Genomic DNA, 25,155 nt, shown 5'->3' on the forward strand with positions numbered 1-25,155 from the left:
TCCTTCAGCCGCGCGGAAGGTAACGCCCGACGCGGGCCAGCACTTCATCCGGCAATTTGGGGAGCATGTCGTACAGCGGACTTGATTGCAGCGAGCCGTCGGCCGACAGCACGGTGGACACCGCAGGCCAATTCGGCTGGTTCGGATCGACGCGAACCATCCATGCCTCCGGCCCCGTGCGCTGGTCCAGCAACTTGCGCAGCGCCTCTTCCTCTGCTTCTTCTTCGCTCAGAAACCGGCACGGGATGTCATACGCAGCGAACAGCTTCTCCCAATGGGGGAAGCCCAGCCCGGTCTCCGGGTCGCAGCCCAGGTAGGCCCCGTTGAAGAACTTCTTCTGCGTGGCACGGATCGACGCATAGCCCTGGTTCTCGAGCAGGAAAATCTTGATGGGCAGCGAAAAGCGGTTGATGATCGCCAGTTCCTGCAGGTTCTGGGAGAACCCGCCTTCCCCCTCGGTCATCACGACCCGCCGGGAAGGGTCGGCAAACGCCGCACCGATGGCGGTCGCCAGACCGTATCCCATGCTGGCGTGGGCGGCACTGGTGGTAGCCAGCTGCCCAGGGGCCACTTCATAGTTCTGCAGCGAGCCGGTGAAGGTGCCTCCGCTCGAACAGAGGGCCAGCACGTCCGCTGCCCGCGTCGCTCGCGACAGGTTCTTCAGGAACCGGAATGAATTGATGTAGCCCGGTCCGCTCGTATTGGCCGGCTCCAGGGTAGGCACCAGGGACCTGACCTCCCGCACGTACTTGCCCCAGCCCTCTTCATCCTTCCACTGCATCCCGGGAAGCAATGCAGCGAGCGCGGCGTCGGGAGACGCGAGGACCTTGCCGTGTGCAGGCGGGCCGATGCGGTCCAGCTCGGCCTGGGAGGGGAAGATCTGCACCAGTCGCGCCTTGGGTGCATACGCGCCGTAGTTGAAGCCCGTCTGCTGAAGATCGAGCTGCGCACCGAAAGCAAGGATGACATCTGCCTGCGCCAGCACCAGATTCGCGGCCCGCTGGCCGCCCCATGTCCCGGGTCGTCCGGCGAAAACCGGCGAAGCCGTGGGCACGCGGTCGATGGCGCTCGTGGTGGTGGCGACGGGCAGGCCCAGGCGCTCGAACACCGGCAAGGCATTCCAGGCCGCCTCCCTGCTCACCAACCCGCCGAGCAGCACCAAGGGGCGCCTCGCTCCACTGAGCAGCTCTCTGATGCCGGCGATGTCCTCTTCGCGGGGCGAAATCGTCGTGCTGGAAGCCGCCGGGCCTGGTGCTTCGCGCAGCGCATCGGGGTCGACCGCGGCGCCCTGGACGTCAAGACAGACCTCGATGACGACCGGCCCGGGGTGCGGACCTTCGGCCAGGCGAACCAGCGACTGGAAATGCGCGCGCGGGACCGGCGCCTGCAAGCACTCGCTGCGCACGGAAATCGGCGCGCAGATGGCACTTCCATCCACTTCCTGGACGCCGCGCTGCCGCTGCGGATACGTCAGCAGGTCGGTCGACTTCACTTGGCCGGCCACCACCAGCAGTTCCCGATGTTCGACATGGCAACCAGCCACGGCGGTGACGATGTTGGTCAGCCCCGGCCCCGTCGTCACCAGCGCAAAGGCGCGCCGGCCCCCGCTGGCGCACTGGTTGAAGTGCTCGGCGCAGATACCGGCCGTGACCTCATGGACAACGGGAATGCATTCGAACCGGTTCCGGAAGCCATCCAGCAGGTGCATGATGCCGCCGCCCGCCACGAAGAAGCAGTGCGTATAGCCGAGCTCGACCAGCCATTCCCCGAGCAGATTCGAGTATTTCACAGCGCGTCGCCCATCCTTGCCAGCAACTGGTTGACGTCGCGAATGGAATCGATCCACATGCGCTCGCCATGCAGCATGACGCAGCTCATCTTGTCGTGGTTGATCAGCCAGAAGAAGAAGTCGTATTCGAGGCTGGGCGACGGTGCTGCCGCCTGCGACCGGAACTCCTGGACGAGCGCCCGCAGTTGATCCACACGGCCCCACAGGTCCCCGCCGAACACATGAAGCGGATTCGCGGGAACGGGGCTCGTGTAGTTCGAGATGCCCTTGATCCTGTTGTTGTAGATGTCGACGATGAGGCGGGGGAACCGGCTGGTCAGCGCGGCGGCGCTGATGTGCACCGACGAACCCGACTCCAGCGCCCCCAGCGCAGGCTCGGAGAATTCATCGAAGGAGAAGATGTCCGGGTAACCGAACTGGACCAGCGCCCTGCGGTCGGCGGCTTCGTCCAGCGCCCGTGAGAACTTCTCGAACGTATTCGCGCGCGGACCGCAAGCGCGGATGTGGATCGGCACGGGGTAGGACAGTCCGTTCAGCGCGGCCTGGATCGCTGCCTCCTGGCCATCGTCGCACAGCAGGATCACGCTGGCGGGCATCGACGACGCGCGATGCTGCTTCAGGTACAGCAGGAAATGCACGAGCAGGCTGCGGCCTTCGCGAATCTTCATCAACGGCTTGGGTCGTCCCTCGCCGTCATAGGCGGGTCCGCCGCAGAAGAGGAAAAGCGGGATGTTCATGCTGCGTCGGCCTTCAGGCTGCCATTGTCGAAATTGCGCAAGACCATGCCCTGTTGCACCTGCAGGACTTGCGCCGCACGTTCGAGAAAGCTCGCTTGCGAGCCGGCCACGAGGGTGATGGAACCCCCATGGATGCTGTATTTGACCGGGATCTGCCTGGACGCCAGAACCGGCAGGAATGCGACGGCATCCCAGAGACGGATGCCATGGCCGATGAACGCCATGTGCCGGCCGCACAGCAGTTGATAGAGCCCGGCGCAGGCGGAGCCATACCGGTACATCCCGGCCGAGCTGGCGTCGATCAGGTCCAGCAATTCCCCGCGAGCCTTGCGCGCGGATGCATCCTGCTTGGGCGGGTAGGCGTAGTAGACGGTCCCATGCTCGCTCGCGGCAACCAGAGGCAAAGGCTTGGCGTAGAGGCTTTGCGCCTCTTCCAGGACGATGTACTGGTCGTGTTCGGGAAGCACGACGACAGCCCCGTCGAGGCGGCCATTGCGCAGGTGTGCCGCCATGTAGCCGTAGTTCGGCATTCCCAGCGCGTGGTTGTTCGAGCCGTCCAGGGGATCGACGATCAGCCATTCGCCATCCGAGAGCGCGCCCCTCTCCAGGCCTTCATGCCTGCCCTCTTCGGACAGCAGCCTGCATCCGGGGAGCCGCTCGGCGACGAACTGTTGCGAGATAGCATGCAGCTTCATGTCCAGTTCCGTGACCACATCGCGAAGCTGGTTGTCCTTGACCTTCTGGACCATGCGCGTCTCCTGGGATCCGCTCGTGCTGAACGCACGGCAGACGCGGGCGGCGAGATTGAGTAGCTTCATACGATTTCCCTGCGGAGAAAGCCGACCGCTTCGGAATAGTGGCTGGCAACGAATTCGGACTCGATGCTCTGCCCGTCCAGCCCAAGGTGGTACTTGAGGAAGGCCGGGACGCCGAATGCCTCGAGTTCGGAGAGCTGGACGTAGTCCCTGTCCTTGGTGTCGGCGTAGCACAGCGCCGCGGCGATGCCGGCCATCAGGTAGGTCGCGTTGACGCCCGTGGACAGCAACAGCCTCAAGGCCCCCATCAGCCGCCCGGACGGATGGAGTTTGCGCAGCGGCTCGCGGGCCACGCGCGACACGGGGTCGAACAGCAGACGGTTGGAGAACCGGCGCACTTCCTTGATGGCATAGGACTCGATGAAGTGGTGGTCGTACGGCGTTACCATCTTGAGCGCGCACAGCAATTCATCGATCACGCCGTCGATGGCGCGCCGGATCGCCGGCTTGGCCAGGGCTTCGTGCAGGTAGGTGCAGCCAGCCATGTGCCCCAGGTAAGCCGCTATGCAATGCGGCGTGTTGTGGATGTAGAGCTTGGCATCCCACTCCTGGTTCAGGCGCTCCACCGGCAGCCAGTGGACAGCCGGCAGCAGCTGCTCCAGCGCGGGATCCAGCTTGGGCGGACGCTGGAGATACATCACGCCGTTTTCGGTGTGGAGGGCGTGCGGGTCGCGCGCAAGGTTGTCCGGCGACGCCGTCGAGGAGGTGATAACGTCGGGCACGCCAAAGTAGACCGCCTCGAGTCCATACGCCTGCTTGATCCAGTCCACCGTGATCGGATCGTTCTCGAGGCTGAAGATCGGGCAGCGCAGCTTCTCGATGCCCGATGGCAAGCGCGTTGCGTTGCGGGGCCCGACCGAAACGAATGCGATGTCGTATTGCAGCGGCTGCAGCTGTTCGAAATTCGTGGCGATGCGCCGGGGCCGGACCCATTTCTCCAGCAGCTTCTCACCATCGCTCATGAACGAATGGAAGCCGCCGCGCGCGGCGATGCCGTTCACCAGGTCGGGCGACGCGTCCAGGATGTCCAGTTCAAACCCATCGAGAAGCCAGGGGACGAAGCCCCGGCCGATTGCGCCGCCTCCAACAATGAGGGCTCGAGCCATGTAAACGTTTCCTTGCAGTTGAGGATTCCTCCGCCAGGGCAGGGACGCAAGCCTGACGGACGAGAAGCGGCGCTGCCTCGAGCACCGGCAGCCCGTCGAGCGCGGCGGGCAAGAGCCGACCACGGGATGGAGCGATGCTGGCCGCCGGGTGCCTGGGTCGATGCGCCGCATCGCCTTGAGAGCGCCTCGATTCTAGCGACTGGAAGAGCTGGACCCCACCCACACAGGCGCTGGTGGCCCATCGCGCGATCATCCAAGCTGTCTCTGCACACGAAGACTAGAACACGCCCGGGATGCCCCGCTCGGCCAGCCAGTCGCGCGCCTGCCGGAAGCATCCGCTGCCGAGGAAGGGCACCGGCGGCCGCCCCGCGGACAAGGGCGACGGGTGATTCGTCTGCAGCAACAGGATCTCGCGCCCGTACTGCGCGGCGTGCGCGCGGATCAGGTCCGCCTTGGCCTGCGCGTGCGCACCCCACAGCAGGTAGACGCAGGGCGAGGCGGTGGCAGCGACCAGCGCCAGCAGGCGATCAGTGAGCACCTCCCAGCCCTTCTTCGCGTGGCTGGTGGGCTCGCCCTGCTCCACCGTCAGCACTGCGTTGAGCAGCAGCACGCCGGACCGCGCCCAAGGCATCAGCGAGCCCGATTCGGGCCGTGTGCCCAGCTCCTTGAAGATGTTGCGCAGCGACGGCGGATGCTTCACGCCGTCGGCTACCGAGAAGGCGAGGCCTTCCGCCTGGCCTGGCCCGTGATACGGGTCCTGCCCCAGGACCACGGCGTGCACGGACGCCAGCGGCGTGAGTTCCAGCGCGCGCAGCGGATGCGGCGGATAGATCACCGCGCCGGCGTCGAGCCGGGCGCGCAGGAAGGCGCTGAGCCTGCGTCCGTCCTCGCTCGCCAGGAAGTCCTCGACGACGGGGCGCCAGCCTTCGGCCAGCGGCCAGCCCTCGGGCACCCACTCCAGCAGCTGGCGCCGCCTGGCGCCGGGCTCCAAATCGGCCCAGGGCAGGTCCGCTTGGGATCGCCCGGCCATCTCAGTGGAACAGCGCGGCGAGCGCGGCGCCCGGGTCGTCCGCGCGCATGAAGGCTTCGCCCACCAGGAAGGCATGCACGCCCGCTGCGCGCATGCGCTGCACGTCCTCGCGGGTGAGGATGCCCGACTCGGTGACCAGCAGCCGGTCCGCCGGCACGTCCTTCAACATGCCCAGCGTGTTGTCCAGGCTCACCTCGAAGGTGCGCAGGTCGCGGTTGTTGATGCCCACGAGCCGCGTCTTGAGCTTCAGCGCGCGCTGCAGCTCCTGCGCGTCGTGCACCTCAACCAGCACCGCCATGTCGAGGCTGTGCGCGATCGCTTCCAGCTGCGCCATCTGCGCGTCGTCCAGGCACGCGGCGATCAGCAGGATGCAGTCGGCGCCCAGCACGCGCGACTCGTACACCTGGTACGGGTCGACGATGAAATCCTTGCGCAGCACCGGCAGGTCGCAGGACGCGCGCGCCTGCTTCAGGAAGTCCGGCTCGCCCTGGAAGAAGTGACGGTCCGTCAGCACCGACAGGCAGGCCGCTCCGTGCTCCGCGTAACTCTGCGCGATGTCCGCCGGGATGAAGTCGGCGCGCAGCACACCCTTGCTGGGGCTCGCCTTCTTCACCTCCGCGATCACCGCCGCCTGGCCTGCGGCGATCTTGGCGCGCAGGGCGCCTTCGAAGTCGCGCGTGAGCACGCGGCTGAACGCGTCTTCGCGCATCGCCTCCAGCGAGCGCTTCTTCTTTGCCGCCGCGACTTCCTCGCGCTTGACGGCGACGATCTGGTCCAGGATGTTGCTCATGTCAGCCCGCCAGGCGCTTGGACACGCGCACCAGTTCGTCCAGCTTCGCCCGGGCGGCACCGGACTCGAGCACCTGCCGCGAGCGCGCGATGCCCTCGCGGATGTCGGCGACCACATTGGCCGCATAGAGCGCGGCGCCAGCGTTGAAGACCACGATGTCGCGGGCGGCGCCCGGCTGGTTGTCCAGCACCTGGCGCATCAGCGCGAGCGACTCCTGCGGCGTGTCGACCTTGAACGAGCGATTGCTCGCCATCGGCATGCCGAAGTCCTCGGGGTGGATCTCGTACTCGCGGATCTCGCCGTTCTTGAGCTCGCCCACGAGCGTCGCGGCGCCCAGGCTCACTTCGTCCATGCCGTCGCGCCCGTACACGACCAGCGCGTGCTCGGCGCCCAGGCGCTGCAGCGCGCGCACCTGGATGCCCACCAGGTCCGGGTGGAACACGCCCATCAGGATGTTGGGTGCGCTCGCCGGATTGGTCAGCGGCCCGAGGATGTTGAAGATGGTGCGCACGCCCATCTCCTTGCGCACCGGCGCGACGTTCTTCATCGCCGGATGGTGGTTCGGCGCGAACATGAAGCCGATGCCTGTCTCCGCGATGCACTTCGCGATGGCGTCGGGCGAGAGATTCAGGCTGACGCCCAGCGTCTCCATCACGTCGGCGCTGCCGCTCTTGCTGGAGACGCTGCGGCCGCCGTGCTTGCTCACCTTCGCGCCGGCAGCCGCCGCCACGAACATCGAGCAGGTCGAGATGTTGAAGGTGTGCGAGCCGTCGCCGCCCGTGCCCACGATGTCCACCAGGTGCGTCTTGTCGGCGACGTTCACCTTGGTGGAGAACTCGCGCATCACCTGCGCGGCGGCCGTGATCTCGCCGATGGTTTCCTTCTTCACGCGCAGGCCGGTCACGATGGCGGCCGTCATCACCGGCGAGAGCTCGCCGCTCATGATCAGCCGCATGATCTTGAGCATCTCGTCGTGGAAGATCTCGCGGTGCTCGATCGTGCGCTGCAGCGCTTCCTGGGGGGTGATCATGGATGGCTCCTCGGCGGTTCTAGCGGGAAGGATTGTCGGACAAGGCGAGGCGCAGTCCGAACGCGACGAACATCGCGCCGGCGGCGCGGTCCAGCCAGTGCATGCCGCCCTGCACGGCGCGGTGGCGGGCCATCCAGGCTGCGGCCAGTGCCCAGCCGGCGTTGACGGCGACGCTGTCGATATTGAACAAGGTGCCCAGCAGCACGAAGGCGAAAGCCTTGTGCTCGGTGTCCGGCGCGATGAACTGCGGCACGAAGGCCAGGAAGAAGATGGCGACCTTGGGGTTGAGCGCATTGGTCAGGAAGCCGCCGCGGAAGACCGCCCACAGGCTCGAACGTCCATCCGTTGCTTCGGAGCCTGAGTCGTCACGAGAACCGTAGGCTGGTGGTGAGCCTTCAGGCGAACCCCAGCTTGCCGCCCCCGCCCGCGTGCCCAGCAACTTCACCCCCACCCACAACAGGTACGCCGCCCCCGCCCATTTCAGCACCGCGAACGCGGTCGCCGACGCCGCCAGCAGCGCGCTCACGCCCGCGGCCGCAGCGGCGATGTGCACGAAGCAACCCGCGTTGATCCCCAGCGCGGCGACGACGCCCGTGCGCGCGCCGTGGCGCAGCGCATTGCTCACGATATAGAGGACGTCGGGGCCGGGCGTGAGATTGAGCAGCAGGCCCGCCGCGATGAACAGGAGCAGGTGTTGCGTGTCCGGCATCGCCGCTCCTTCAGGCGCGGAACCACTCGCGAATGACGCGAACCGCCCGGTCGACGCCGGCCGCGTCCACGTCCAGGTGCGTGACGAAGCGCAGGCGGTAGAGCCCCGTGGCCAGGATGCCCTGCTGCGCCAGATGCTGGATGAAGCCGGCGGAGCGTTCGCGCGCGGGCCCCGCCAGGTCCACGAACAGGATGTTGGTGTCGGGGGCTTCGCACTGCACGCCCGGAATGTCGCACAGGCCCTCGGCCAGGCGGCGCGCCAGCGCGTGGTCTTCGGCCAGGCGGTCCACGTGGTGGTCCAGCGCATAGCTGCACGCCGCGGCGAGCAGGCCCGACTGCCGCATGCCGCCGCCCGCCATCTTGCGAATGCGGCGGGCGCGGGCGATCAGTTCCTTCGAGCCGCACAAGGCGGAGCCGACCGGGGCGCCGAGCCCCTTGCTGAAGCAAACGGAAACGCTGTCGAACAGGCCCGCGATGCGGCGCGCTTCCGTGCGCGCGTCACTGCCGTTCGCCTTGGCCTGCGCCACCGCGGCGTTGAAGAGACGGGCGCCGTCGAGATGCGTGGCCAGCCCCTTCGCGCGCGCGAGCGCCGTGGCCTGCTGCAGGTAGGCCAGCGGCAGCACCTTGCCGCCCAGGGTGTTCTCCAGCGCGAGCAGCCGCGTGCGCGCGAAGTGCGCATCGTCCGGCTTGATCGCGGCCTCGATGTCGGCGAGCGCGAGCGAACCATCGGGCTGGTGCTCGAGCGGCTGCGGCTGCACGCTGCCGAACACGGCGGCGCCGCCGCCTTCCCAGCGATAGCAGTGCTGCATCTGGCCCACGATGTACTCGTCGCCGCGCTGGCAGTGCGCGAGCACGCCGCACAGGTTGCTCTGCGTGCCGGTCGGCACGAACAGCGCCGCGTCGAAGCCCAGCATGCCTGCGATCTTCTCCTGCAGCGCATTGACGCTCGGATCGTCCGCGAACACGTCGTCGCCGAGCGGCGCCTCCATCATGGCAGCCTTCATGGCCGCGGTCGGTTGCGTGACGGTATCGCTGCGGAGATCGACAGTGTTCATGCGCGCTGCTCCAGGAAGTTCTTCAGCATCGCGTGGCCGTGCTCGGTAAGGATCGATTCCGGATGGAACTGGACGCCTTGCACGGGCAAGGTCTTGTGGCGCACGCCCATGATCTCGCCGTCGTCCGTCCACGCGGTGACCTTCAGGTCGGCCGGACAGGTCTCGCGCTCGATCGCGAGCGAGTGGTAGCGGTTCACCGTGAAGTGTTCGGGGAGCCCCGCGAACACGCCCTCACGCGTCGTCGTGATCTCGCTGGTCTTGCCGTGCATCAGCTGTTGTGCGCGAATGATCTTCCCGCCGAACGCCGCGCCGATGGACTGGTGTCCGAGGCACACGCCGAGAATGGGCAGCTTGCCGGCGAAATGGCGGATGGCTTCGACCGAGATGCCGGCTTCGGCGGGCGAGCACGGCCCCGGGGAGATGACGAGGCGATCGGGCTTCTTCGCCTCGATGTCGCCGATGGTGATCTCGTCATTGCGGTAAACCTCGACGTCCGCACCCAACTCGCCGAAGTACTGCACCAGGTTGAAGGTGAAGCTGTCGTAGTTGTCGACCATGAGGAGTTTCATGCTCGTTCGCTCCCGGAAGTTCGCTGCATCACCAGCAACAAGAACGCAGAGTGCGCAAAGGTTACGCAGAGGACGCAGAGGAAGAAGATGGTGTTCATAGCCTGTTCACCAGCCGGCTGACGTTCTTCGAGACAGGGAACTCATGGAAGTTGATCAACAGACCGAGCTTCAGGCCTGTCAGTCGCAGATAAGAGAGCATCTGGGCGCGGTGAACCTCCGTGGTGGTCTCGATCGCCTTGATTTCAACGATCACGGAACCCTCCACGATGAAATCAGCCCGGTAGGCGACGCCCAGGGTTTTGCCCTTGTACTGCCCGCTGATCGGCACCTCCTGCGCAAAGTGCAAGTTGCGCTCGGAGAACTCGATCGCCAGAGCGGCGCAGTAAGCGCTTTCGAGCAAACCCGTGCCGAGCACGCGCTGTACCTCGACGGCCGCGCCGATGATTTCGCGAGAAAAATCATTCTCTTCCACGGCTGTTCCTCTGCGTCCTCTGCGTAGCCTTTGCGTCCTCTGCCTTCTTCTTGCCGGATACAGTCACGCCGTTCATTCCAGCCCCTCCTCGACGAGCTCGCTCGCCCGCATCAGCGCACGCGCCTTCGCTTCGGTTTCCTTCCATTCCAGTTCCGGCACCGAGTCGGCGACCACGCCGGCGGCTGCCTGCACGTAGAGCGTCTGGTCCTTGATGATGCCCGTGCGGATGGCGATCGCCACGTCCATGTCGCCGGCGTAACTCAGGTAGCCGCAGGCGCCGCCATAGATGCCGCGCTTGACGGGCTCGAGTTGGTCGATCAGCTCCATTGCATGCACCTTCGGCGCGCCGGTGAGCGTGCCCGCGGGGAAGGTCGCCTTCAGCACGTCCATGCTGGTCATGCCGTCCTTGAGCAGGCCTTCCACGTTGCTCACGATGTGCATCACGTGGCTGTAGCGCTCCACCGCGAACGCTTCGGTGACCTTCACGGAGCCGGTCTTCGCAATGCGCCCGATGTCGTTGCGCGCCAGGTCGATCAGCATCACGTGCTCGGCCCGCTCCTTGGCGTCGTTCACCAGTTCGTGCTCCACCGCCTTGTCCACCTCGGGCGTCGCGCCGCGCGGGCGGGTGCCGGCGAGCGGGCGGATGGTCACCTTCTGGCCTTCCGGCGTCTGCTCCTGGCGCACCAGGATCTCCGGCGAGGCGCCGACCACGTGGAAGTCGCGGCCGTCCTCGGTCGCGCCGGTGAAGTTGTAGAAATACATGTACGGGCTGGGGTTCAGCGAACGCAGCGCGCGGTACAGCGACAGCGGCGACTCGGTGTAGCGCTTCTTGATGCGCTGGCCCACCTGCACCTGCATGAAGTCACCCGCCTCGATCAGCTCCTTGGCGCGCTCCACCGCCTTCAGGTAATCGGCCTTCGCGAACTCGCGTTCCGCCGGGAAGGTCTCGGTCTGCTTGACCACCGGCGCGCTCACCGAGTACTTCAACTGCTCCTTCAGCTCGCGCAGGCGCCGCTTGCCGTTCGCGTAGGCCTCGGACTTGCCCGGATCCACGTACACGATCAGGTACAGCTTGCCCGAGAGGTTGTCGATGACGGCCAGGTCCTCGCATTGCAGCAGCAGGATGTCGGGCGTGCCGAGCGTGTCGGGCGGGCAGCTGTGCTCCAGCTTCTTCTCGATGTAGCGCACCGTGTCGTAGCCGAAGTAGCCGGCCAGTCCGCCGCAGAAGCGCGGCAGCCCCGGGCGCAGCGCCACCTTGAAGCGCTTCTGGTAGTCGGCCACGAAGTCCAGCGGGTTGCCCCTGGCCGTCTCCACGACCTGGCCATCGGTGACCACTTCCGTGCGCGCGTCGGCGCCGAAGCCGCTCGCGCGCAGGAAGGTGCGCGCAGGCAGGCCGATGAAGCTGTAGCGCCCGAAGCGCTCGCCGCCCACCACGGATTCGAGCAGGAAGCTGAGCTTGCCGCCGCCCTTGGCGTGCGCCAGCTTCAGGTACAGGGACAACGGGGTCTCGAGGTCCGCGAACGCCTCGGCGATGAGGGGAATGCGGTTGTGGCCCTGCAACGCAAGGCTCTTGAATTCGAGTTCGGTGATCAAGGGTGAGCCTCCACAAGCTCGGCGGCGTCGCGCGCCGCGGGATCCGGGACATGCCTCCGGGAGCCGGAGGCGCGGGGCACGGGCTGCCCCGTGCGGTCAGTGTCGCACTTGAACAGGCTTGCGCCAGGGCCAGGCTCCCCGGTCGCTGCAACCTGCAATCATGGTGCGGTGGATGAACATGGGGCCAGTGTAGCAAAGGCCGGCGCTGCGCAGGCCCACCGGGGGCTGCGCGGCGCGGCACCGTCCGGTCGCCGCTACGAACGGCGCGCGGGAGCGGAGACGAAGAGGTTCAGGCCCAGGGCTTCGGATAGGAAGCGCGTGACCAGTTGCCCGCGCACGCTGTTGCCCGCCGCGTCCAGGGGCGGCGACCACGTCGCGACCGCGCCCTTGCCGGGCGAGACCGTGACGATGCCGCCGCTCACGCCGCTCTTGCCCGGCAGGCCCACGTCGAACAACCAGGACCCCGAGCGCTCGTACAGCCCCGCGGTAGCCATCACGGCCAGCACGCGCCGGCAGGTGTCCGGCGCGATCACCTGCTCGCCGGTCGCCGGGTTGACGCCGCCGCCGGCGAGCGTGGCGCCCATGACCGCCAGGTCGCGCGCGGTCACCAGCAGCGAACACTGGCGCGTGTAGACGTCGATCGCCTCGTCGGGGTCGCAGTAGACGCGGCCGTAGCCGCGCAGCAGGTGGGCGAGCCCCGCGTTGCGCTGGTTGTGGTCCGCTTCGGAGCGGTACACGCGCTCGTCCATCGTGAGCGTGCGTCCCGCGAAGCGGGAAAGGCCGTCGCGCACGCGCTGCCAGCGCTCCTCGGCGTTCGCGCCGCCGACCAGGCTGGTGGTCGCGATGGCGCCGGAGTTCACCATCGGGTTGGTGGTGCGGTCGGCCCGCAGTTCCACCGCCATGATGGAGTTGAAGGGCAGCCCGGTCGCATCCACGCCCAGGCGGCGCGCTGCCTCCTCGGCGCCGAGTGCATCGCACACCAGCGCGAAGACGAAGGGCTTGGACACGCTCTGGATCGAGAACGTCCCGTCCGCGTCGCCCAGCGCGAACGCATCGCCCTGCGTGTTCGCCACGCAGATGCCGAAGGCCGCGGGGTCCGCTTCGGCGAGCACGGGGATGTAGTCGGCGACGGTGCCGCTGCGCTCCTCGCGGAAGCGTGCGTAGGCGGTCTCGATGATCGCGCGGACATCGTCACGCGAGGGCAGCGAGCCGGTGGAGACGAAGCCGGGGGCGCCGGGCGGGGCGGGCTTGCTCATGGGGTCCTTCCTCGCTCAGGCGAGCGCCTTGCCCACGACCTCGCCGGTTTCGCGCGACAGGCCGGGATGCGCGGCGATGGTTTGCAGCGCCGCGCGCATCAGCTCCCGGCGTGCCGGCTCGTACCGCTTGTAGCGCTCCAGGTTGCGCACCATGCGCGAAGCGACCTGCGGGTTGATCGGGTCGAGGGCGAGGGCGAGCTCCACCATCAGCGCGTAGCCGGAGCCGTCCGCCGCATGGAAGTTCACCTGGTTGACGCCGAAGCTGCCCACCAGCGCATACACCTTGTTGGGGTTCTTCAGCGTGAAGGCCGGATGCCGGCTCAGCTCGCGCACGCGGGCGACGGTGCCGGGCAGCCGCGACAGCGCTTCGGTCGACAGCCACTTGTCCACCACCAGCGGCTCGTCCTTCCACTTGGCGTAGAAGCCGTCGAGCGCCGGGCGGCGCTCGGGGCAGTCGCAGCTCGCCAGCGCGGCGAGTGCCGCCATCGCGTCGGTCATGTTGGTCGCGCCCGCGAGTTGCGCGACGCACAGGCTGCGGGTCTCCGCTTCGCCCAGGTCCATCAGGAAGGCGAGGCACAGGTTGCGCAGCGCCCGCCGGCCGCTGGACTCCGCATCGGGGCTGTACGGGCCCGGCGTGGCGAAGAGGTCGTACGCGCTGCGGAACGCGCCGTGCAATCGCTCGGCGAGGAAGCGGCGCATTGCGAAGCGCACCTCGTGCACGGCTTGCGGATCGATTTCCTCCAGCCGCTCGGCGATGATGATCTCGGCCGGCAGCGTCAAGGCTTCGGCCGCGAACGCCGGATCCTTCTGCGCGTCGGCCAGCACGCGGCCGAAGGCCTCGGCCAGGTAGTCCGGGAACTGCACGGGCCGGCCCGCCCGCCGGTCGGCGACGCCGCGCAACAGCAAGTCCATCGCCAGGCGCTGGCCCGCTTCCCAGCGGTTGAACGCATCGCTGTCGTAGCCGAGGAGCAGCTGCAGCGCCTGGTCGTCGTACGGATACCCGATGATGACCGGCGCGGAGAAGTTGCGTCCCAGCGAAGGCACCGGGGGCACCGGCACATCGATGAAGCGGAACACCTCCGTTTCCTGGCGCAGAGACAGCACGGCGCTGCCGCCGCGTCCGGTCTTCTCGCCCTCGAGACGCAGGGGCAGCTCGCGTCCGTCCGGCGTGAGCAGGCCCACCGTCAAGGGCATGTGCATGGGCTTCTTGGTGGGCTGTCCTGGGGTGGGAGGACAGCTTTGCGTGACCGTCAGCACGTAGGTCTGGCTCGTTTCGTCGTACTGGTCCCGCACGCTCAGGCGCGCGGTGCCGGACTGCTCGTACCAGAGCCGGAACTGCGACAGATCCTCGCCGCTTGCTTCCTCCACGGCCGCCACCAGCGCGTCGGTCGTCACCGCCTGCCCATCGTGCTCGCGGAAGTACAGGTCCATCGCCTGGCGGAACTTCGCAGGGCCGACCAGCGTGTGCATCATGCGCACCAGCTCCGCGCCCTTCTGGTAGACCGTGGAGGTGTAGAAGTTGCTCACCTGCTGGTACGCGCTGGGGCGCACCGGGTGCGCCATCGGCCCGGCGTCCTCGGGGAACTGGCCCGTGCGCAGGTTGCGCACGGCCTGGATCCGCGCCACGGCCCGCGAATAGCGGTCGCCCGCGTACTGCTGCTCGCGGAACACCGTCAGGCCTTCCTTCAGCGCCAGCTGGAACCAGTCGCGGCAGGTCACGCGGTTGCCGGTCCAGTTGTGGAAGTACTCGTGCGCGACGGTGCGGTCGATGAAGTTGAAGTCCCAGTCCGTGGAGATGTCCGACCGCGCGAGCACAAGCTTCGTGTTGAAGATGTTCAGGCCCTTGTTCTCCATCGCCCCCGCGTTGAAGTCGCCGACGGCCACGATGTTGTATTCGTCCAGGTCCACTTCCAGCCCGTAGGTGTCCTCGTCCCACTTCATGGCGTGCTTGAGGGACTCCAGCGCGAACACGCCCTGGTCCAGCTTGCCGGGCTCGACGAAGAACTGCAGCAGCACGTTGCGGCCCGAGCGCGTGCGGAAGCTGTCCTGGCTGCGGTCGAGGCGCGCGGCGACGACGGCGAACAGGTACGACGGCTTCGGAAACGGGTCGACCCAGCGCGCCCAGTGGCGGGCACCGCCCTCCTCCCCCTGCGCGACGCAGTTGCCGTTGGCCAGCAGCACCGGGTAGCGCTCGCGGTCGGCATGCAGGGTGACGGTGTACCGCGCCATCACATCGGGGCGGTCGAGGAAGGGCGTGATGCGCCGGAAGCCCTCCGCCTCGCACAGGCTGAAGAAGCCGGTGCTGGAGGTGTAGATCCCCATCAGCTTGGTGTTCTGCCGCGGGTGGATGCGGCTGACCGTGTCGAGACGGAAGCTCGCGGGCACGTCCTGCACGGTCAGGTAGCGCCCATCGGCCTGCCAGCGCTCCGGCGGCAGCAGCTTGCCGTCGATGGCGACGGATTCGACACTGACCTCGTCGAGGTCCAGCACCAGCGAGGAGGACGACGCGCCGTCCGGATTGCGCTGCACGGACAGGGTGGCGGCGACGCGCGCCTCGTCTTCCGACTGCAGGTCGATGTCGAGCACCACCTCCGGGATCAGGAAGGCGGGACGCCGGTAGTCCGCGAGACGGACCGTGGTGGCGGCGGCATTCATGGAACGTTCCTGGGAGTCGGGAAGAAGATCAGAGCCGCGCTTCGGCGCGGGACTGGAAGACCACCATCTGCACGAACTGCAGCTTGGCCACCGCGGGCTTGGACATCACGAAGGGATAGAAATCGGGCTGCCCCATGCTGCGTGCCAGCTCGTTGCAGACCACCATGATTTCGGTCCAGCCGTTGAGGAGCTCCAGGAAGCGCGAGGCATTGGGATCGTCCGGCGCGTACAGCGCGTCGCGGCCGAACGGAACGATGTCCGCCTCGATGTCCTCGGCGTCCAGCCCGAAGCCCATCGCCGTCGCCAGGCTGTCGACCACGTGCATGTAATGCGCCCAGCTCTCGGCCCAATCCTCCCAGGGATGCATCGTGGCGTAGGAGCTGATGTACGACCTGGCCCAGTCCGCCGGCGGCCCTTGCTCGTAATTGCGCTTCAGCGCCTCGGCGTAGCTGGCGCGCTCATCGCCGAACAGCTGCCGGAAGGGCTCCAGCCACTTGGTGTTCCAGATCAGGCGGTCCCAGTAGTAGTGGCCGACCTCGTGCCGGAAGTGACCCAGCAGCGTGCGATACGGCTCGCGCATGGCGTGGCGCATCTTTTCGCGCTTGGCGTCGTCCGCCTCCTCCACGTTCAGCGTGATGAGCCCGTTCGCGTGGCCCGTCATCACCTGCGGCCCCCCGGGCGGCGAGCGCAGGAAGTCGAACATGAGGCCTTGCTCCGGATCCTCCTGCACCTTCGAGCGCACCGGCAGCCCGAGCGCCAGCAGCTGCGACACCAGCCGGCGCTTGGCAATTTCGATGGCCGACCAGTAGCGTGCGTTGTCCGCGTCGTCGAGACTCGGAATCGTCCGGTTCAGCCGGCAGGCGATGCAGTGCTCGGCCGGGTTGGCGGCGTACATCATCCAGTTGCAGGCCGCCGGCGAATTGCGGTTGGCGCAGAACTTCAGGACATCGCTGCGTCCGGGGGCCAGCCAGGTGCCGGGGCGCGGGCCCGGTTGCAGCGCGACGAGCCGACCGTCGTCCGGCAGGTAACCCAGCTGCGCATCGCAAGTGAGGCACTTGGTATTACGGAAGAACAGCTGCGCCCCGCAACGACACTTGTACGAACGCGACAGGCGTTTCGCCCGGGCGCGGGTGTCGGCGCGCTGCGCCTCGAGCTCGTTGCCCAGGCTCTGGAGGAGGTCTTGCATCGTCGGCTTCCCAATGGAGGACCTCGTGTTATAGGCCTCCTGTACGCGCTGCCCACTGGCCCAAAGGGCAATGTCCCGCGCACCGTTTCCCCCCAGGCTGGATGTCGCCCGTGCGACTGACGGCCCGCCGCCACCTGCCACAACAATGCGGGCCCTCGTAACAAAACGTAGAGGCACCCATGCGCATTTCCCGATTGGCCGGCCTGCTCGTCGCCACCTGCCTGTTGCTGCCCCTGCTGGCGCGGGCCGATGTCACCCTGGCGGGGGTGAAGTACGAGGACACCACCGACCTGCGCGGCGCCAGGCTCACGCTCAACGGCGCGGGGATCCGCTACAAGGGCCCGTTCAAGGTGTACACCGCAGCCCTGTACCTGCAGAAGAAGGCGGGCACGCCCGAAGACGTCCTGGCCTTGCCGGGCGCCAAGCGCATGTCCGTGGTGATGCTGCGCGACATCGACGCCTCGGAACTCGGCAGGCTGTTCATCCGCGGCGTGGAGGACAACATGGACCGCGGCGCCATGGCCAAGCTGATTCCCGGACTCATGCGCATGAGCCAGATCTTCACCGACCACAAGAACCTGAAGGCCGGCGACCAGTTCACGCTGGACTGGGTCCCGGGCGCGGGCACGGTGGTCAGCGTGCGCGGCGTGCAGCAGGGCGAGCCCTTCAAGGAGCCCGAGTTCTTCAGTGCGCTGATGCGCATCTGGCTGGGCCCCGTGCCCGCCGACTGGAAGCTGAAGGACAGCCTGCTCGGCAAGCCGGCCTGATCAGCGCCGCGGCAGCAAGGCGCCGAGCTCGGCCAGCGAGTCCACGAACGCGTCGGCGTCGACCGCGCGCACCGGCTCGCCATGGTTGTACCCGTAGGTGACCAGCACCACCGGACAGTGCGCCGCACGGGCAGCCGCGGCGTCGTTGCGCGAATCGCCGACCACCAGCGTCGCAGCAGGCGCGGTGGACAGGGCCTCGCAGGTCTTGAGCAGCGGCAGCGGGTCCGGTTTCTTGCGTTCGAAGGCGTCGCCACCGAACACGCAGTCGAAGGCGTGGGCCAGCCCCTTCTGGCGCAGCAAGGCGCGGGCGAACTCGCCGGGTTTGTTCGTGAGGCAGGCCAGGCGCAGGCCGGCGGCCTGCAGCGCCCGCAGGCCTTCTTCGACCCCGGGATAAACGCGCGCCCAGCGGCCGTTCAACTCGCGGTAGGCGGACTGGTACGCGTCCCATCCCTGCGGATAGAGCGACGCGGGCGCGCCCAGGTGCGCGAGGGTGGCCTGAATCAGGTGTTCCGAGCCCTTGCCGATGAAGCGCCCGACCGTCTGCGCGTCGACCGCGGGCAGGTCCAGGACGTCCAGCATCGCGTTCAGGGCGGCCGTAAAGTCGCCCAGCGTGTCGACCAGGGTTCCGTCCAGGTCGATGATGGCGGCGTGCAAGGGGGCGCGGAAAGCAAGAGGCATGGGTCGAGGATAGCGGCCGGCGCACCGCCATGAAAAAAGCCAGGGCATGCCCTGGCTTTGTCGCGAGAAGGACAGCTCAGCGGCCGCGCCGGCTGCTGCTGCCTTCGAAGTTGCCGTTGTCGCGCTCGGGCTGCACACGCATCCAGTCCAGGCACGGGCTGCGCACGGTCGGGCGCGCGGAGGGCGTGGTCTCGATCGTGGCAGGGCGCACGAAGCCGACCACCTCGCGCTGGCGCTCCGGGTCCTTGGAAGCGAAGCCGCGGCCGAAGCTCCACGGTTCCGGCTTGCTGATCTTCAGGGGCATGCTGCTGACTCCTGCGGGCATGGCCGGGGTGGCCAAGCAACGCATTGGGCCTCGCCCCATCGGAGTGCGCAGTCAGACCATCCGACATCCCCGTGTAGGGACCGTCCTACGCGCAGGCGTCGTCCCCTCCCGCGTTCAGCCAGCGGCCTGCTCGACGAAACCGCGCGACCAGTGCCTGTGCTTCCCGATCGCGCCGATGAAGTCCTGCGCCATCTGAAGCCGGGTGGTCGGCTCGTTGGTGCCGATGATCACACCGGCGGGCGCCGGGGCGTCCGCGCTGGCGATGCCGGACTGCCGCAGCAGCTCCACCGACTCGCCGATCAGGCACAGCGGCTTGCAATGCCGGTAGGCCTCCAGCACGAACTGCATCGCCTCGCGGTTGCTGGCCAGCGCCTGCGCGCTCGCCGCCCCGCCGGGCACCAGCACCGCATCGAACATCACCGAGGGCATGGACTGGAAGGTGTGATCCACCGGCACTTGCTGGCCGGAGGAAGACGCCACCGTGCCCAGCGCGGGTGCCACCACCTTGGTGATGGCACCCGCGTCCTGCAGCGCCTGCTGGATCACCTTGTAGGCGCCGAGCTCCGCGCCGGCCGCGAGCACCACGGCGATCTTGCGGGTCTGGATGCCGCCGCCATTGCCTTCCATGCCGAGCGATGGCGCCGACTCCAGCGCCGGCTTGCCCTGCGGTTCGCGATAACCGGCCTGGCCCGCGGCCGCGCGCGGATCCGGCGGGCCGATGCCCAGCGGCTCCGCGACCTTGCGGGCGAGCCGCATGTCCACGTGCGCGAGGTTGTCGACCACGCGCTGGCGCACCGCGGGCGTGTCCACCCGCGACAGCTCGTACTGGAACGCGGAGACGATGTGCTCCTTCTCCCAGCTGCCCTGGCTGTTCCAGAACAGGGTGGCCTGCCCGAAATGGTCGTCGAAACTGGGGCTGCGCCGGCGGATGTGCACGCCTTCCAGCGGCACCTCGGCGCTCTGGAAGCCCTGCTCGCCGCCGTCCACGCGAAACTCCGAGCCATTGGCCAGGGTGTTGGGCTCGTACGCGACGCGCCCTCGCGGGATGCCGATGCGGCTGCGGCCGTCGCGCTGGAAGTTGTGGACCGGGCAGACGCCGCGGTTGATCGGCAACTCGCCGTGATTGGGGCCGCCGAGGCGTCCGAGCTGCGCGTCGCTGTACGAGAAGAGTCGCCCTTGCAGCAGCGGGTCGTTGCTGAAATCGATGCCCGGCACCACGTGCCCCGGGTGGAACGCGACCTGCTCCGTCTCCGCGAAGAAGTTTTCCGGATTGCGATTGAGCACCAGCCGGCCGACCACGAGCACCGGCACCTGCTCCTCGGGCAGCAGCTTGGTCGCGTCCAGCAGGTCGATCCCGAGCTTCTCCGCGCGCGCCTCCTCGACCAGCTGCAGCCCCAGTTCCCACTCGGGGAAGTCGCCGCGCTCGATGGCATCCCAGAGGTCGCGCCGCAGGAAGTCCGGGTCGCGGCCCGCGATGCGCGCCGCCTCGTCGGGACACAGGGCGTGCTTGCCCAGCTTGGGACGCCAGTGGAACTTCACGAAGTGCGACACGCCGCGCGCATTCACGAAGCGGAAGGTGTGCACGCCGAAGCCTTCCATCATCCGGTAGCTGCGCGGCAGGGCGCGGTCGGACATCAGCCACATCAGCGCGTGCGAGCTCTCGGGCATCAGCGAGACGAAATCCCAGAAGCTGTCGTGCGCGCTGGACGCCTGCGGCATGCCGTTGTGCGGCTCCGGCTTCATGGCGTGCACCAGGTCGGGCAGCTTCATCGCGTCCTGCACGAAGAACACGGGCAGGTTGCTCCCGACCAGGTCGTACGTGCCTTCGCGCGTATAGAACTTGACGGCGAAGCCGCGCACGTCGCGCACCGTGTCGGCGGACCCCTGCGCACCCATCATGTTGGAGAAGCGCACGAACACCGGCGTGCGGCCGCCGACCTCTTGCAGGAAATCGGCACGCGTGTATTCGACGAGGGGCCGCGTCAGCTCGAAGTAACCGTGGGCGCCTGCGCCGCGCGCGAAGATCACGCGTTCGGGGATGCGCTCATGGTCGAAGTGGGAGAGCTTTTCGCGCAGCAGGAAGTCCTGCAGCAGCGTGGGGCCGCGCAGGCCCGCCTTCAGCGAGTTGTGGTTGTCGGGCAGCAGCACCCCGTCGTCGGTGGTGAGCTGCGCTTCCGGTCCCTGCGTGAAAGACTCGAGCTGCTTCTGGCGCTGCGCAACCGCATCGCCGGCCTTGGACTTGCGCGAGCCGTCCGAGCGGGAAGAGGCCATCGATCACTCCTGTTGTTGTTGGACCCGTTGCGAGACGGGAGACTGCGGCGCGATCGCGCCCTCGCGCAGGTCAGCCCCGGTCCAGGTCGAGGACCGCCTCCAGCGAGCGGGTCAGCAGCGCGACGGCAAGCACGCCGACGCCGGTGGCCACGAGCCACGTCAGCCATGCGGGTACATCAGTTGCGATCTCCATCCGCTGCTCCCTTGGGTCTTGTTTGTGCGGTTCCGCATTGGACCAAGCCTCATCTGCGCGGCCCGTAGCCCTTCAGCGGGCGAGTTTGTGCGGGGAAGCCGCCTGCTGGGGTAGGACGACTCCGACGACCGCATGAGCGATCGGCTGGCTGCTGCGGTGCCGTCCTACCGTCGCGCCGCAGTGGCAGGCGCACGATGCCTTTCGACCAGGAGAACAGCGTGAGCCAGACCCCGAGGAAAGAAGAACGCCACGACGAAGCACTCCCGCCTTCGCGCGGCAGCACCGTCAGCGCGCAGGGCGAGACCCAGTCGCCGAAGGCGCGCGAGCCCTTCGAGCACGATGAGTCAGCGGACTCGCAGGCGGCGGACAGCGCCAGCAACCGCGAGATGGGAAAGATCGCGCACGACGCGCAGGTCTCGGGCGAACAGGACACCAGCCGCGCCCAGGAAAGCGATGCGACCTACCACCGCCTGCAGCAGGAGAGCGCACCCGCGCCGCAGGACAAGGTCAACCAGAACCAGGGCGGCGATGTGGCCGGGCGCGGGCGCGGAACCGCGCCTCGTCGCTAGCCCCGCAGCTGCTTGCGCATCCCGTCGATGACGGCGCGGTAATCGGGCTTGCCGAAGATCGCGCTGCCCGCCACGAACGTGTCGGCGCCGGCCGAAGCCACGCGGGCGATGTTGTCGGCCTTGATGCCGCCGTCGACTTCCAGGCGGATGTCGCGCCCGCTCGCATCGATGCGCTTGCGCGCCAGTTCGATCTTGCGCAGCGCCGAATCGATGAAGCTCTGGCCGCCGAAGCCCGGGTTCACGCTCATGACCAGCACCAGGTCGATGTCGTCCAGCACCCAGTCCAGCACATCGAGCGGCGCGGCGGGGTTGAAGGTGAGCCCCGCCTTGCAGCCCGCCGCCTTGATCGCCTGCACGCTGCGGTGCACGTGGGCGGACGCATCGGGGTGGAAGCTGATGTAGTCGGCGCCGGCGTCGGCGAACGCCTGCGCGAGTGCATCGACCGGCTGCACCATCAGGTGCACGTCGATCGGCACCGGCGTGCCGTCCGCCCGCTTCGCGTGGGGCTTGAGCGCCGCGCACACCATCGGCCCGAAGGTGAGGTTCGGCACGTAATGGTTGTCCATCACGTCGAAGTGGATCCAGTCGGCCCCGGCGGCGATCACGTTGCGGACCTCCTCGCCCAGCCGGGCGAAATCGGCGGAGAGGATGGACGGGGCGATGCGGAAGGTGCGCTGGCTCATGGCGCAATTGTCGCAAACAGTCCGGGGACGGGCGCGCCGGGGTAGCATTGCGCATGCGCCACGCCTTCCAGGTCCAGGTGCTCCCGCAGTTCCTGCCCGAGCAGTCCTCGCCGGCCCAGGGGCTCTGGAGCTTCGCCTACACCATCACCATCCGCAACACCGGCGAGGTGCCCGCGCAGCTCATCTCGCGGCACTGGATCATCACCAACGAACTCGGCGAGATCGAGGAGGTGAAGGGGCTGGGGGTGGTCGGCCAGCAGCCGCTGCTGCGTCCCGGCGAATCCTTCGAGTACACCAGCGGCTGCCGGCTGCGCACCGCGAGCGGCACCATGCGCGGCAGCTATTTCTGCGTCGCCGAGGACGGCGAGCGCTTCGAGGTCGAGATCCCCGAGTTCGTGCTGGACGACGGCAACCGCCGCGTCCTGCACTGAGCGTCCGCGCCTGCGCATGGACGAGGTCATGGCCATCTGGGCCGAGTGGGTGAAGCCGTCCGCCGGCCTGCCCACCGTCCAGTGGTCGCTGCTGCTCGCGCTCGCGGCCGCGGCGGGGCATCTGCTGCAACGCTACAGCGGCCTGCCCAAGGTCGTCGGCTATTCCCTCGTCGGCACGCTCGCGGGACTGGCGGGCTTCTCGGGTGCGGCCTGGCCCCTGCAGGGCGTGGCCTTGTTCCTGTTGCAGCTCGGCGTGTCGGTCGTGCTGTTCGAGTCGGGCGGCCGGATCGCGCTGCGCTGGTTCCGGCACAACCCCATGGTGCTGCTGCAAAGCCTGCTCGAGTCGGTGCTGACGGCGCTGGCCGTGTACTACGTGCTGCGCTGGCTGGACGTGCGCGCCAACGTCGCCGAGGGGCTGGGCCTGATCGCGATGGCCGGTTCGCCGGCGGTGCTCAGCCGCGTGGTCATGGACACGCGCGCGGCGGGACCCGTGACCGAGCGGGCGCTCGTGCTCTCCACCCTCAGCACGTTCTACGCCCTCACCCTGGTGAGCGCGCGCGCCGGGACGCTGCACAGCGAACAGACGACCGTGTTCGGCAGCCTTTATCCGGTGATGGTCGTGCTGGGCGTCTCCTTCGTCGTCGGTGCGCTGCTCGCGCTGTCCCTGCGTTCGGCGTTGCGCTTCATGAGCCCGACCAGCGAGAACACGTCCATCGTGCTGGTGACGCTGATCGCGGCGGCAACCGCGCTGGCCGCGCACTTCGGCGGCTCGGCGCCGCTGGCCGCGCTGATCGGCGGGCTCATGCTCAAGCAGCTTTATGCGCGCCCCTGGGCCTGGACGCGGCAGCTCGGGGCGGCGGCGACCCTGCTCACGATGCTCATGTTCGTGCTCGTGTCCGTCGTGGCAGCCAAGGCCGAATGGAATCCCTCGGTGGTGGGACTGGTCGGCGCGCTGGTGCTCACGCGCGCCGTGAGCAAGACCGTGGGCGTGGAGCTGGCCAATCCCGGCAGCGGCACCAGCTGGCGGCAGGCGTTCTGGGTGGCCTGCGCGATGTCGCCGATGTCGGCCATCGCGCTGCTGCTGGTCTCGGAGTTCGTGAGTTCGGCCAGCTCGCTGGGGCCGCGCATCGCCAGCATCGCCCTGCCGGCGATCCTGATGATGGAAATCCTGGGCGCGATGATCACCACGTTCGCGATCTACCGCGCCGGCGAGAGCGCCCGGCCGCTGGAGCGGCGCGACAGCCTCGCGAGCGGAGACGCGCGTGGATAGCCGCATCGAGCCGCAGCTGCATTCCACCATCCCGCCGGTCGAGGCGCCGACGCTGGAGCGGTTCCGCGAATCGGCCGCGCTCTCGCTCGGCGTGGAACTGGAGCTGCAGCTGGTCAACACCCACGACTACGACCTCGCGCCCTACTCGGACGAAATGCTGCGCCTGATGGCGAAGATCCCGCTGCCGGGCTCCGTCGTCCCGGAGATGACCTCCAGCATGATCGAGGTCTCGACCGGCGTCTGCCATTCCTGCAGCGAGGTCCTCGGCGAGCTCGCCCAGATGCGCGACGCGCTGGTGCGCTGCGCCGACCGGCTCAATATCGCCTGTGTCGGCGGCGGCACCCACCCGTTCCAGATGTGGCACGAGCAGCGCATCTACGACCGGCCGCGCTTTCGCCAGCTCTCGGAGCTCTACGGCTACCTCTCCAAGCAGTTCACCATCTTCGGCCAGCACGTGCACGTGGGTTGTCCGGGCCCCGACGAGGCCCTGCTCATGCTGCACCGGATGTCCCGCTACATCCCGCACTTCATCGCGCTGTCTGCGAGCTCGCCGTTCGTGCAGGGGCAGGACACGCAGTTCGATTCGGCCCGGCTCAATTCCGTGTTCGCCTTTCCGATGTCGGGCCGGGCGCCGTTCACGCTGCGCTGGGAGGAGTTCGCCCGCTTCTTTGCCAAGACCACGCGCACCGGCGTCGTGAAGAGCATGAAGGACTTCTACTGGGACATCCGGCCGAAGCCCGAATACGGGACCATCGAGATCCGCGTGTTCGACACGCCGCTCACCATCGAGCGCGCGGCGGCGCTGGCCGGTTTCGTGCAGTCGCTGGGCGCGTGGTTCCTGCACGAGCAGCCTTTCGCGCCCCAGGAAGACGACTACATGGTCTACACCTACAACCGCTTCCAGGCCTGCCGCTTCGGCCTGGAAGCGGTGTACGTCGAGCCCGAAACCGGCACGCACCTGCCGCTGCGCGAACACATCCTGCAGACCCTGGAGCGGGTGGAACCGCACGCACGCGACGTCGGCGCGAGCGCGGCCCTCGACCTGCTGCGCCAGAGCGCCGACATGGGCGTGAACGATGCGCGCTGGCTGCGCGAGACGCAGTCGCGCGAACGCCTGCTGGCCGAAACCGTGCGCCAGGCGGCCGACCGGTTCCGCGGTCCGCGCGCGCGCGGGTAA

Annotated in this window: 25 protein-coding genes; 5 read left to right on the top strand and 20 right to left on the bottom strand. The window is 68.0% G+C overall.

Annotated features, from left to right (window positions below):
- Positions 1 to 4: 4 nt before the first annotated feature.
- The 15 genes from JJB11_RS04660 to JJB11_RS04730 all read right to left on the bottom strand — a co-directional run bounded on the left by JJB11_RS04660 (position 5) and on the right by JJB11_RS04730 (position 16,791).
- Entirely contained in the window at positions 5 to 1,789 is a 1,785-nt protein-coding gene (locus JJB11_RS04660) for a thiamine pyrophosphate-dependent enzyme (RefSeq protein ID WP_201166710.1), read from the bottom strand.
- Positions 1,786 to 2,526, bottom strand: a complete 741-nt coding sequence (locus JJB11_RS04665) for a hypothetical protein (RefSeq protein WP_201166711.1) — start codon at positions 2,524 to 2,526, stop codon at positions 1,786 to 1,788. Before JJB11_RS04665 ends, JJB11_RS04660 begins: the two co-directional genes overlap by 4 nt.
- On the bottom strand, positions 2,523 to 3,275 hold the full coding sequence (locus JJB11_RS04670; RefSeq protein ID WP_201166712.1) for an inositol monophosphatase family protein: 753 nt from the start codon (positions 3,273 to 3,275) through the stop codon (positions 2,523 to 2,525). Before JJB11_RS04670 ends, JJB11_RS04665 begins: the two co-directional genes overlap by 4 nt.
- A 65-nt stretch (positions 3,276 to 3,340) precedes the next feature.
- Complete coding sequence (locus JJB11_RS26510; protein ID WP_207189884.1) at positions 3,341 to 4,342, bottom strand: mannitol dehydrogenase family protein; 1,002 nt, start codon at positions 4,340 to 4,342, stop codon at positions 3,341 to 3,343.
- Between the two features lie 382 nt (positions 4,343 to 4,724).
- A complete protein-coding gene (locus JJB11_RS04680; protein ID WP_201166714.1) occupies positions 4,725 to 5,477 on the bottom strand; it encodes a uracil-DNA glycosylase in 753 nt (250 codons plus the stop codon).
- Position 5,478: 1 nt separating this feature from the next.
- Entirely contained in the window at positions 5,479 to 6,267 is a 789-nt protein-coding gene (trpC, locus tag JJB11_RS04685) for an indole-3-glycerol phosphate synthase TrpC (protein WP_201166715.1), read from the bottom strand.
- 1 nt (position 6,268) lies between these two features.
- Positions 6,269 to 7,297, bottom strand: coding sequence for an anthranilate phosphoribosyltransferase (gene trpD, locus JJB11_RS04690; protein ID WP_201166716.1), 1,029 nt, complete (start codon positions 7,295 to 7,297; stop codon positions 6,269 to 6,271).
- A gap of 19 nt (positions 7,298 to 7,316) precedes the next feature.
- Positions 7,317 to 8,006, bottom strand: coding sequence for a LysE family translocator (locus JJB11_RS04695; protein WP_201166717.1), 690 nt, complete (start codon positions 8,004 to 8,006; stop codon positions 7,317 to 7,319).
- A gap of 10 nt (positions 8,007 to 8,016) precedes the next feature.
- The gene (ltaE, locus tag JJB11_RS04700; RefSeq protein WP_201166718.1) at positions 8,017 to 9,060 is read right to left on the bottom strand and encodes a low-specificity L-threonine aldolase; all 1,044 of its coding nucleotides are present in this window, start codon (positions 9,058 to 9,060) and stop codon (positions 8,017 to 8,019) included.
- Positions 9,057 to 9,629 carry an anthranilate synthase component II gene (locus tag JJB11_RS04705; protein WP_201166719.1) on the bottom strand — a complete coding sequence of 191 codons (573 nt, stop codon included), beginning with the start codon at positions 9,627 to 9,629 and terminating at the stop codon, positions 9,057 to 9,059. The genes ltaE and JJB11_RS04705 overlap by 4 nt, the downstream gene beginning before the upstream one ends.
- A gap of 94 nt (positions 9,630 to 9,723) precedes the next feature.
- Positions 9,724 to 10,101, bottom strand: coding sequence for a GxxExxY protein (locus JJB11_RS04710; RefSeq protein ID WP_201166720.1), 378 nt, complete (start codon positions 10,099 to 10,101; stop codon positions 9,724 to 9,726).
- Positions 10,102 to 10,173: 72 nt separating this feature from the next.
- Positions 10,174 to 11,694: an anthranilate synthase component I gene (trpE, locus tag JJB11_RS04715; protein WP_201166721.1), complete on the bottom strand. Its 1,521-nt coding sequence runs from the start codon at positions 11,692 to 11,694 to the stop codon at positions 10,174 to 10,176.
- Between the two features lie 254 nt (positions 11,695 to 11,948).
- Complete coding sequence (gene glsA / locus JJB11_RS04720; RefSeq protein WP_201166722.1) at positions 11,949 to 12,950, bottom strand: glutaminase A; 1,002 nt, start codon at positions 12,948 to 12,950, stop codon at positions 11,949 to 11,951.
- Between the two features lie 15 nt (positions 12,951 to 12,965).
- Entirely contained in the window at positions 12,966 to 15,605 is a 2,640-nt protein-coding gene (gene pepN / locus JJB11_RS04725; protein WP_201166723.1) for an aminopeptidase N, read from the bottom strand.
- Positions 15,606 to 15,633: 28 nt separating this feature from the next.
- Positions 15,634 to 16,791 carry a zinc-binding metallopeptidase family protein gene (locus JJB11_RS04730; RefSeq protein ID WP_201166724.1) on the bottom strand — a complete coding sequence of 386 codons (1,158 nt, stop codon included), beginning with the start codon at positions 16,789 to 16,791 and terminating at the stop codon, positions 15,634 to 15,636.
- A gap of 179 nt (positions 16,792 to 16,970) precedes the next feature.
- Between JJB11_RS04730 and JJB11_RS04735 the strand changes: the two genes are divergently transcribed.
- On the top strand, positions 16,971 to 17,558 hold the full coding sequence (locus JJB11_RS04735; RefSeq protein ID WP_201166725.1) for a chalcone isomerase family protein: 588 nt from the start codon (positions 16,971 to 16,973) through the stop codon (positions 17,556 to 17,558).
- Here the strand turns inward: JJB11_RS04735 and JJB11_RS04740 are convergent, their stop codons facing one another.
- The 4 genes from JJB11_RS04740 to JJB11_RS26310 all read right to left on the bottom strand — a co-directional run bounded on the left by JJB11_RS04740 (position 17,559) and on the right by JJB11_RS26310 (position 21,025).
- Positions 17,559 to 18,236, bottom strand: coding sequence for a phosphoglycolate phosphatase (locus tag JJB11_RS04740; protein WP_201166726.1), 678 nt, complete (start codon positions 18,234 to 18,236; stop codon positions 17,559 to 17,561).
- A 76-nt stretch (positions 18,237 to 18,312) separates the two neighbouring features.
- Positions 18,313 to 18,540: a hypothetical protein gene (locus JJB11_RS04745; RefSeq protein ID WP_201166727.1), complete on the bottom strand. Its 228-nt coding sequence runs from the start codon at positions 18,538 to 18,540 to the stop codon at positions 18,313 to 18,315.
- Positions 18,541 to 18,675: 135 nt separating this feature from the next.
- Positions 18,676 to 20,832 (bottom strand): catalase, encoded by a 2,157-nt coding sequence (locus tag JJB11_RS04750; protein WP_201166728.1) that lies wholly within the window; start codon positions 20,830 to 20,832, stop codon positions 18,676 to 18,678.
- 70 nt (positions 20,833 to 20,902) lie between these two features.
- Positions 20,903 to 21,025, bottom strand: a complete 123-nt coding sequence (locus JJB11_RS26310) for a hypothetical protein (protein ID WP_277988758.1) — start codon at positions 21,023 to 21,025, stop codon at positions 20,903 to 20,905.
- Between the two features lie 218 nt (positions 21,026 to 21,243).
- Between JJB11_RS26310 and JJB11_RS04755 the strand changes: the two genes are divergently transcribed.
- Positions 21,244 to 21,594, top strand: a complete 351-nt coding sequence (locus JJB11_RS04755; protein WP_201166729.1) for a hypothetical protein — start codon at positions 21,244 to 21,246, stop codon at positions 21,592 to 21,594.
- On the opposite strand, the gene rpe is transcribed toward JJB11_RS04755, so the two are convergent.
- The gene (gene rpe, locus JJB11_RS04760; protein WP_201166730.1) at positions 21,591 to 22,277 is read right to left on the bottom strand and encodes a ribulose-phosphate 3-epimerase; all 687 of its coding nucleotides are present in this window, start codon (positions 22,275 to 22,277) and stop codon (positions 21,591 to 21,593) included. The two genes, JJB11_RS04755 and rpe, sit on opposite strands and share 4 nt — an antisense overlap.
- A gap of 53 nt (positions 22,278 to 22,330) precedes the next feature.
- Between rpe and apaG the strand changes: the two genes are divergently transcribed.
- Genes apaG through JJB11_RS04775 form a run of 3 tightly spaced genes read left to right on the top strand, consistent with a single transcriptional unit; the run spans position 22,331 to position 25,155 of the window.
- Positions 22,331 to 22,708 (top strand): Co2+/Mg2+ efflux protein ApaG, encoded by a 378-nt coding sequence (gene apaG / locus JJB11_RS04765; RefSeq protein WP_201166731.1) that lies wholly within the window; start codon positions 22,331 to 22,333, stop codon positions 22,706 to 22,708.
- A 16-nt stretch (positions 22,709 to 22,724) separates the two neighbouring features.
- The gene (locus tag JJB11_RS04770; protein ID WP_201166732.1) at positions 22,725 to 23,978 is read left to right on the top strand and encodes a cation:proton antiporter; all 1,254 of its coding nucleotides are present in this window, start codon (positions 22,725 to 22,727) and stop codon (positions 23,976 to 23,978) included.
- On the top strand, positions 23,971 to 25,155 hold the full coding sequence (locus JJB11_RS04775; protein WP_201964596.1) for a YbdK family carboxylate-amine ligase: 1,185 nt from the start codon (positions 23,971 to 23,973) through the stop codon (positions 25,153 to 25,155). The genes JJB11_RS04770 and JJB11_RS04775 overlap by 8 nt, the downstream gene beginning before the upstream one ends.

This window comes from Ramlibacter ginsenosidimutans (genome assembly GCF_016654015.1).
GTDB lineage: Bacteria > Pseudomonadota > Gammaproteobacteria > Burkholderiales > Burkholderiaceae_C > Ramlibacter > Ramlibacter ginsenosidimutans.

Coding starts and splice junctions, on each gene's coding strand:
- JJB11_RS04665 (WP_201166711.1), bottom strand. CDS start 2,526: ATGAACATCCCGCTTTTCCTCTTCTGCGGCGGACCCGCCTATGACGGC.
- JJB11_RS04670 (WP_201166712.1), bottom strand. CDS start 3,275: ATGGTCCAGAAGGTCAAGGACAACCAGCTTCGCGATGTGGTCACGGAA.
- JJB11_RS04680 (WP_201166714.1), bottom strand. CDS start 5,477: ATGGCCGGGCGATCCCAAGCGGACCTGCCCTGGGCCGATTTGGAGCCC.
- trpC (WP_201166715.1), bottom strand. CDS start 6,267: ATGAGCAACATCCTGGACCAGATCGTCGCCGTCAAGCGCGAGGAAGTC.
- trpD (WP_201166716.1), bottom strand. CDS start 7,297: ATGATCACCCCCCAGGAAGCGCTGCAGCGCACGATCGAGCACCGCGAG.
- JJB11_RS04695 (WP_201166717.1), bottom strand. CDS start 8,006: ATGCCGGACACGCAACACCTGCTCCTGTTCATCGCGGCGGGCCTGCTG.
- ltaE (WP_201166718.1), bottom strand. CDS start 9,060: ATGAACACTGTCGATCTCCGCAGCGATACCGTCACGCAACCGACCGCG.
- JJB11_RS04705 (WP_201166719.1), bottom strand. CDS start 9,629: ATGAAACTCCTCATGGTCGACAACTACGACAGCTTCACCTTCAACCTG.
- glsA (WP_201166722.1), bottom strand. CDS start 12,950: ATGAGCAAGCCCGCCCCGCCCGGCGCCCCCGGCTTCGTCTCCACCGGC.
- pepN (WP_201166723.1), bottom strand. CDS start 15,605: ATGAATGCCGCCGCCACCACGGTCCGTCTCGCGGACTACCGGCGTCCC.
- JJB11_RS04730 (WP_201166724.1), bottom strand. CDS start 16,791: ATGCAAGACCTCCTCCAGAGCCTGGGCAACGAGCTCGAGGCGCAGCGC.
- JJB11_RS04735 (WP_201166725.1), top strand. CDS start 16,971: ATGCGCATTTCCCGATTGGCCGGCCTGCTCGTCGCCACCTGCCTGTTG.
- JJB11_RS04740 (WP_201166726.1), bottom strand. CDS start 18,236: ATGCCTCTTGCTTTCCGCGCCCCCTTGCACGCCGCCATCATCGACCTG.
- JJB11_RS04745 (WP_201166727.1), bottom strand. CDS start 18,540: ATGCCCCTGAAGATCAGCAAGCCGGAACCGTGGAGCTTCGGCCGCGGC.
- JJB11_RS04750 (WP_201166728.1), bottom strand. CDS start 20,832: ATGGCCTCTTCCCGCTCGGACGGCTCGCGCAAGTCCAAGGCCGGCGAT.
- JJB11_RS26310 (WP_277988758.1), bottom strand. CDS start 21,025: ATGGAGATCGCAACTGATGTACCCGCATGGCTGACGTGGCTCGTGGCC.
- rpe (WP_201166730.1), bottom strand. CDS start 22,277: ATGAGCCAGCGCACCTTCCGCATCGCCCCGTCCATCCTCTCCGCCGAT.
- apaG (WP_201166731.1), top strand. CDS start 22,331: ATGCGCCACGCCTTCCAGGTCCAGGTGCTCCCGCAGTTCCTGCCCGAG.
- JJB11_RS04770 (WP_201166732.1), top strand. CDS start 22,725: ATGGACGAGGTCATGGCCATCTGGGCCGAGTGGGTGAAGCCGTCCGCC.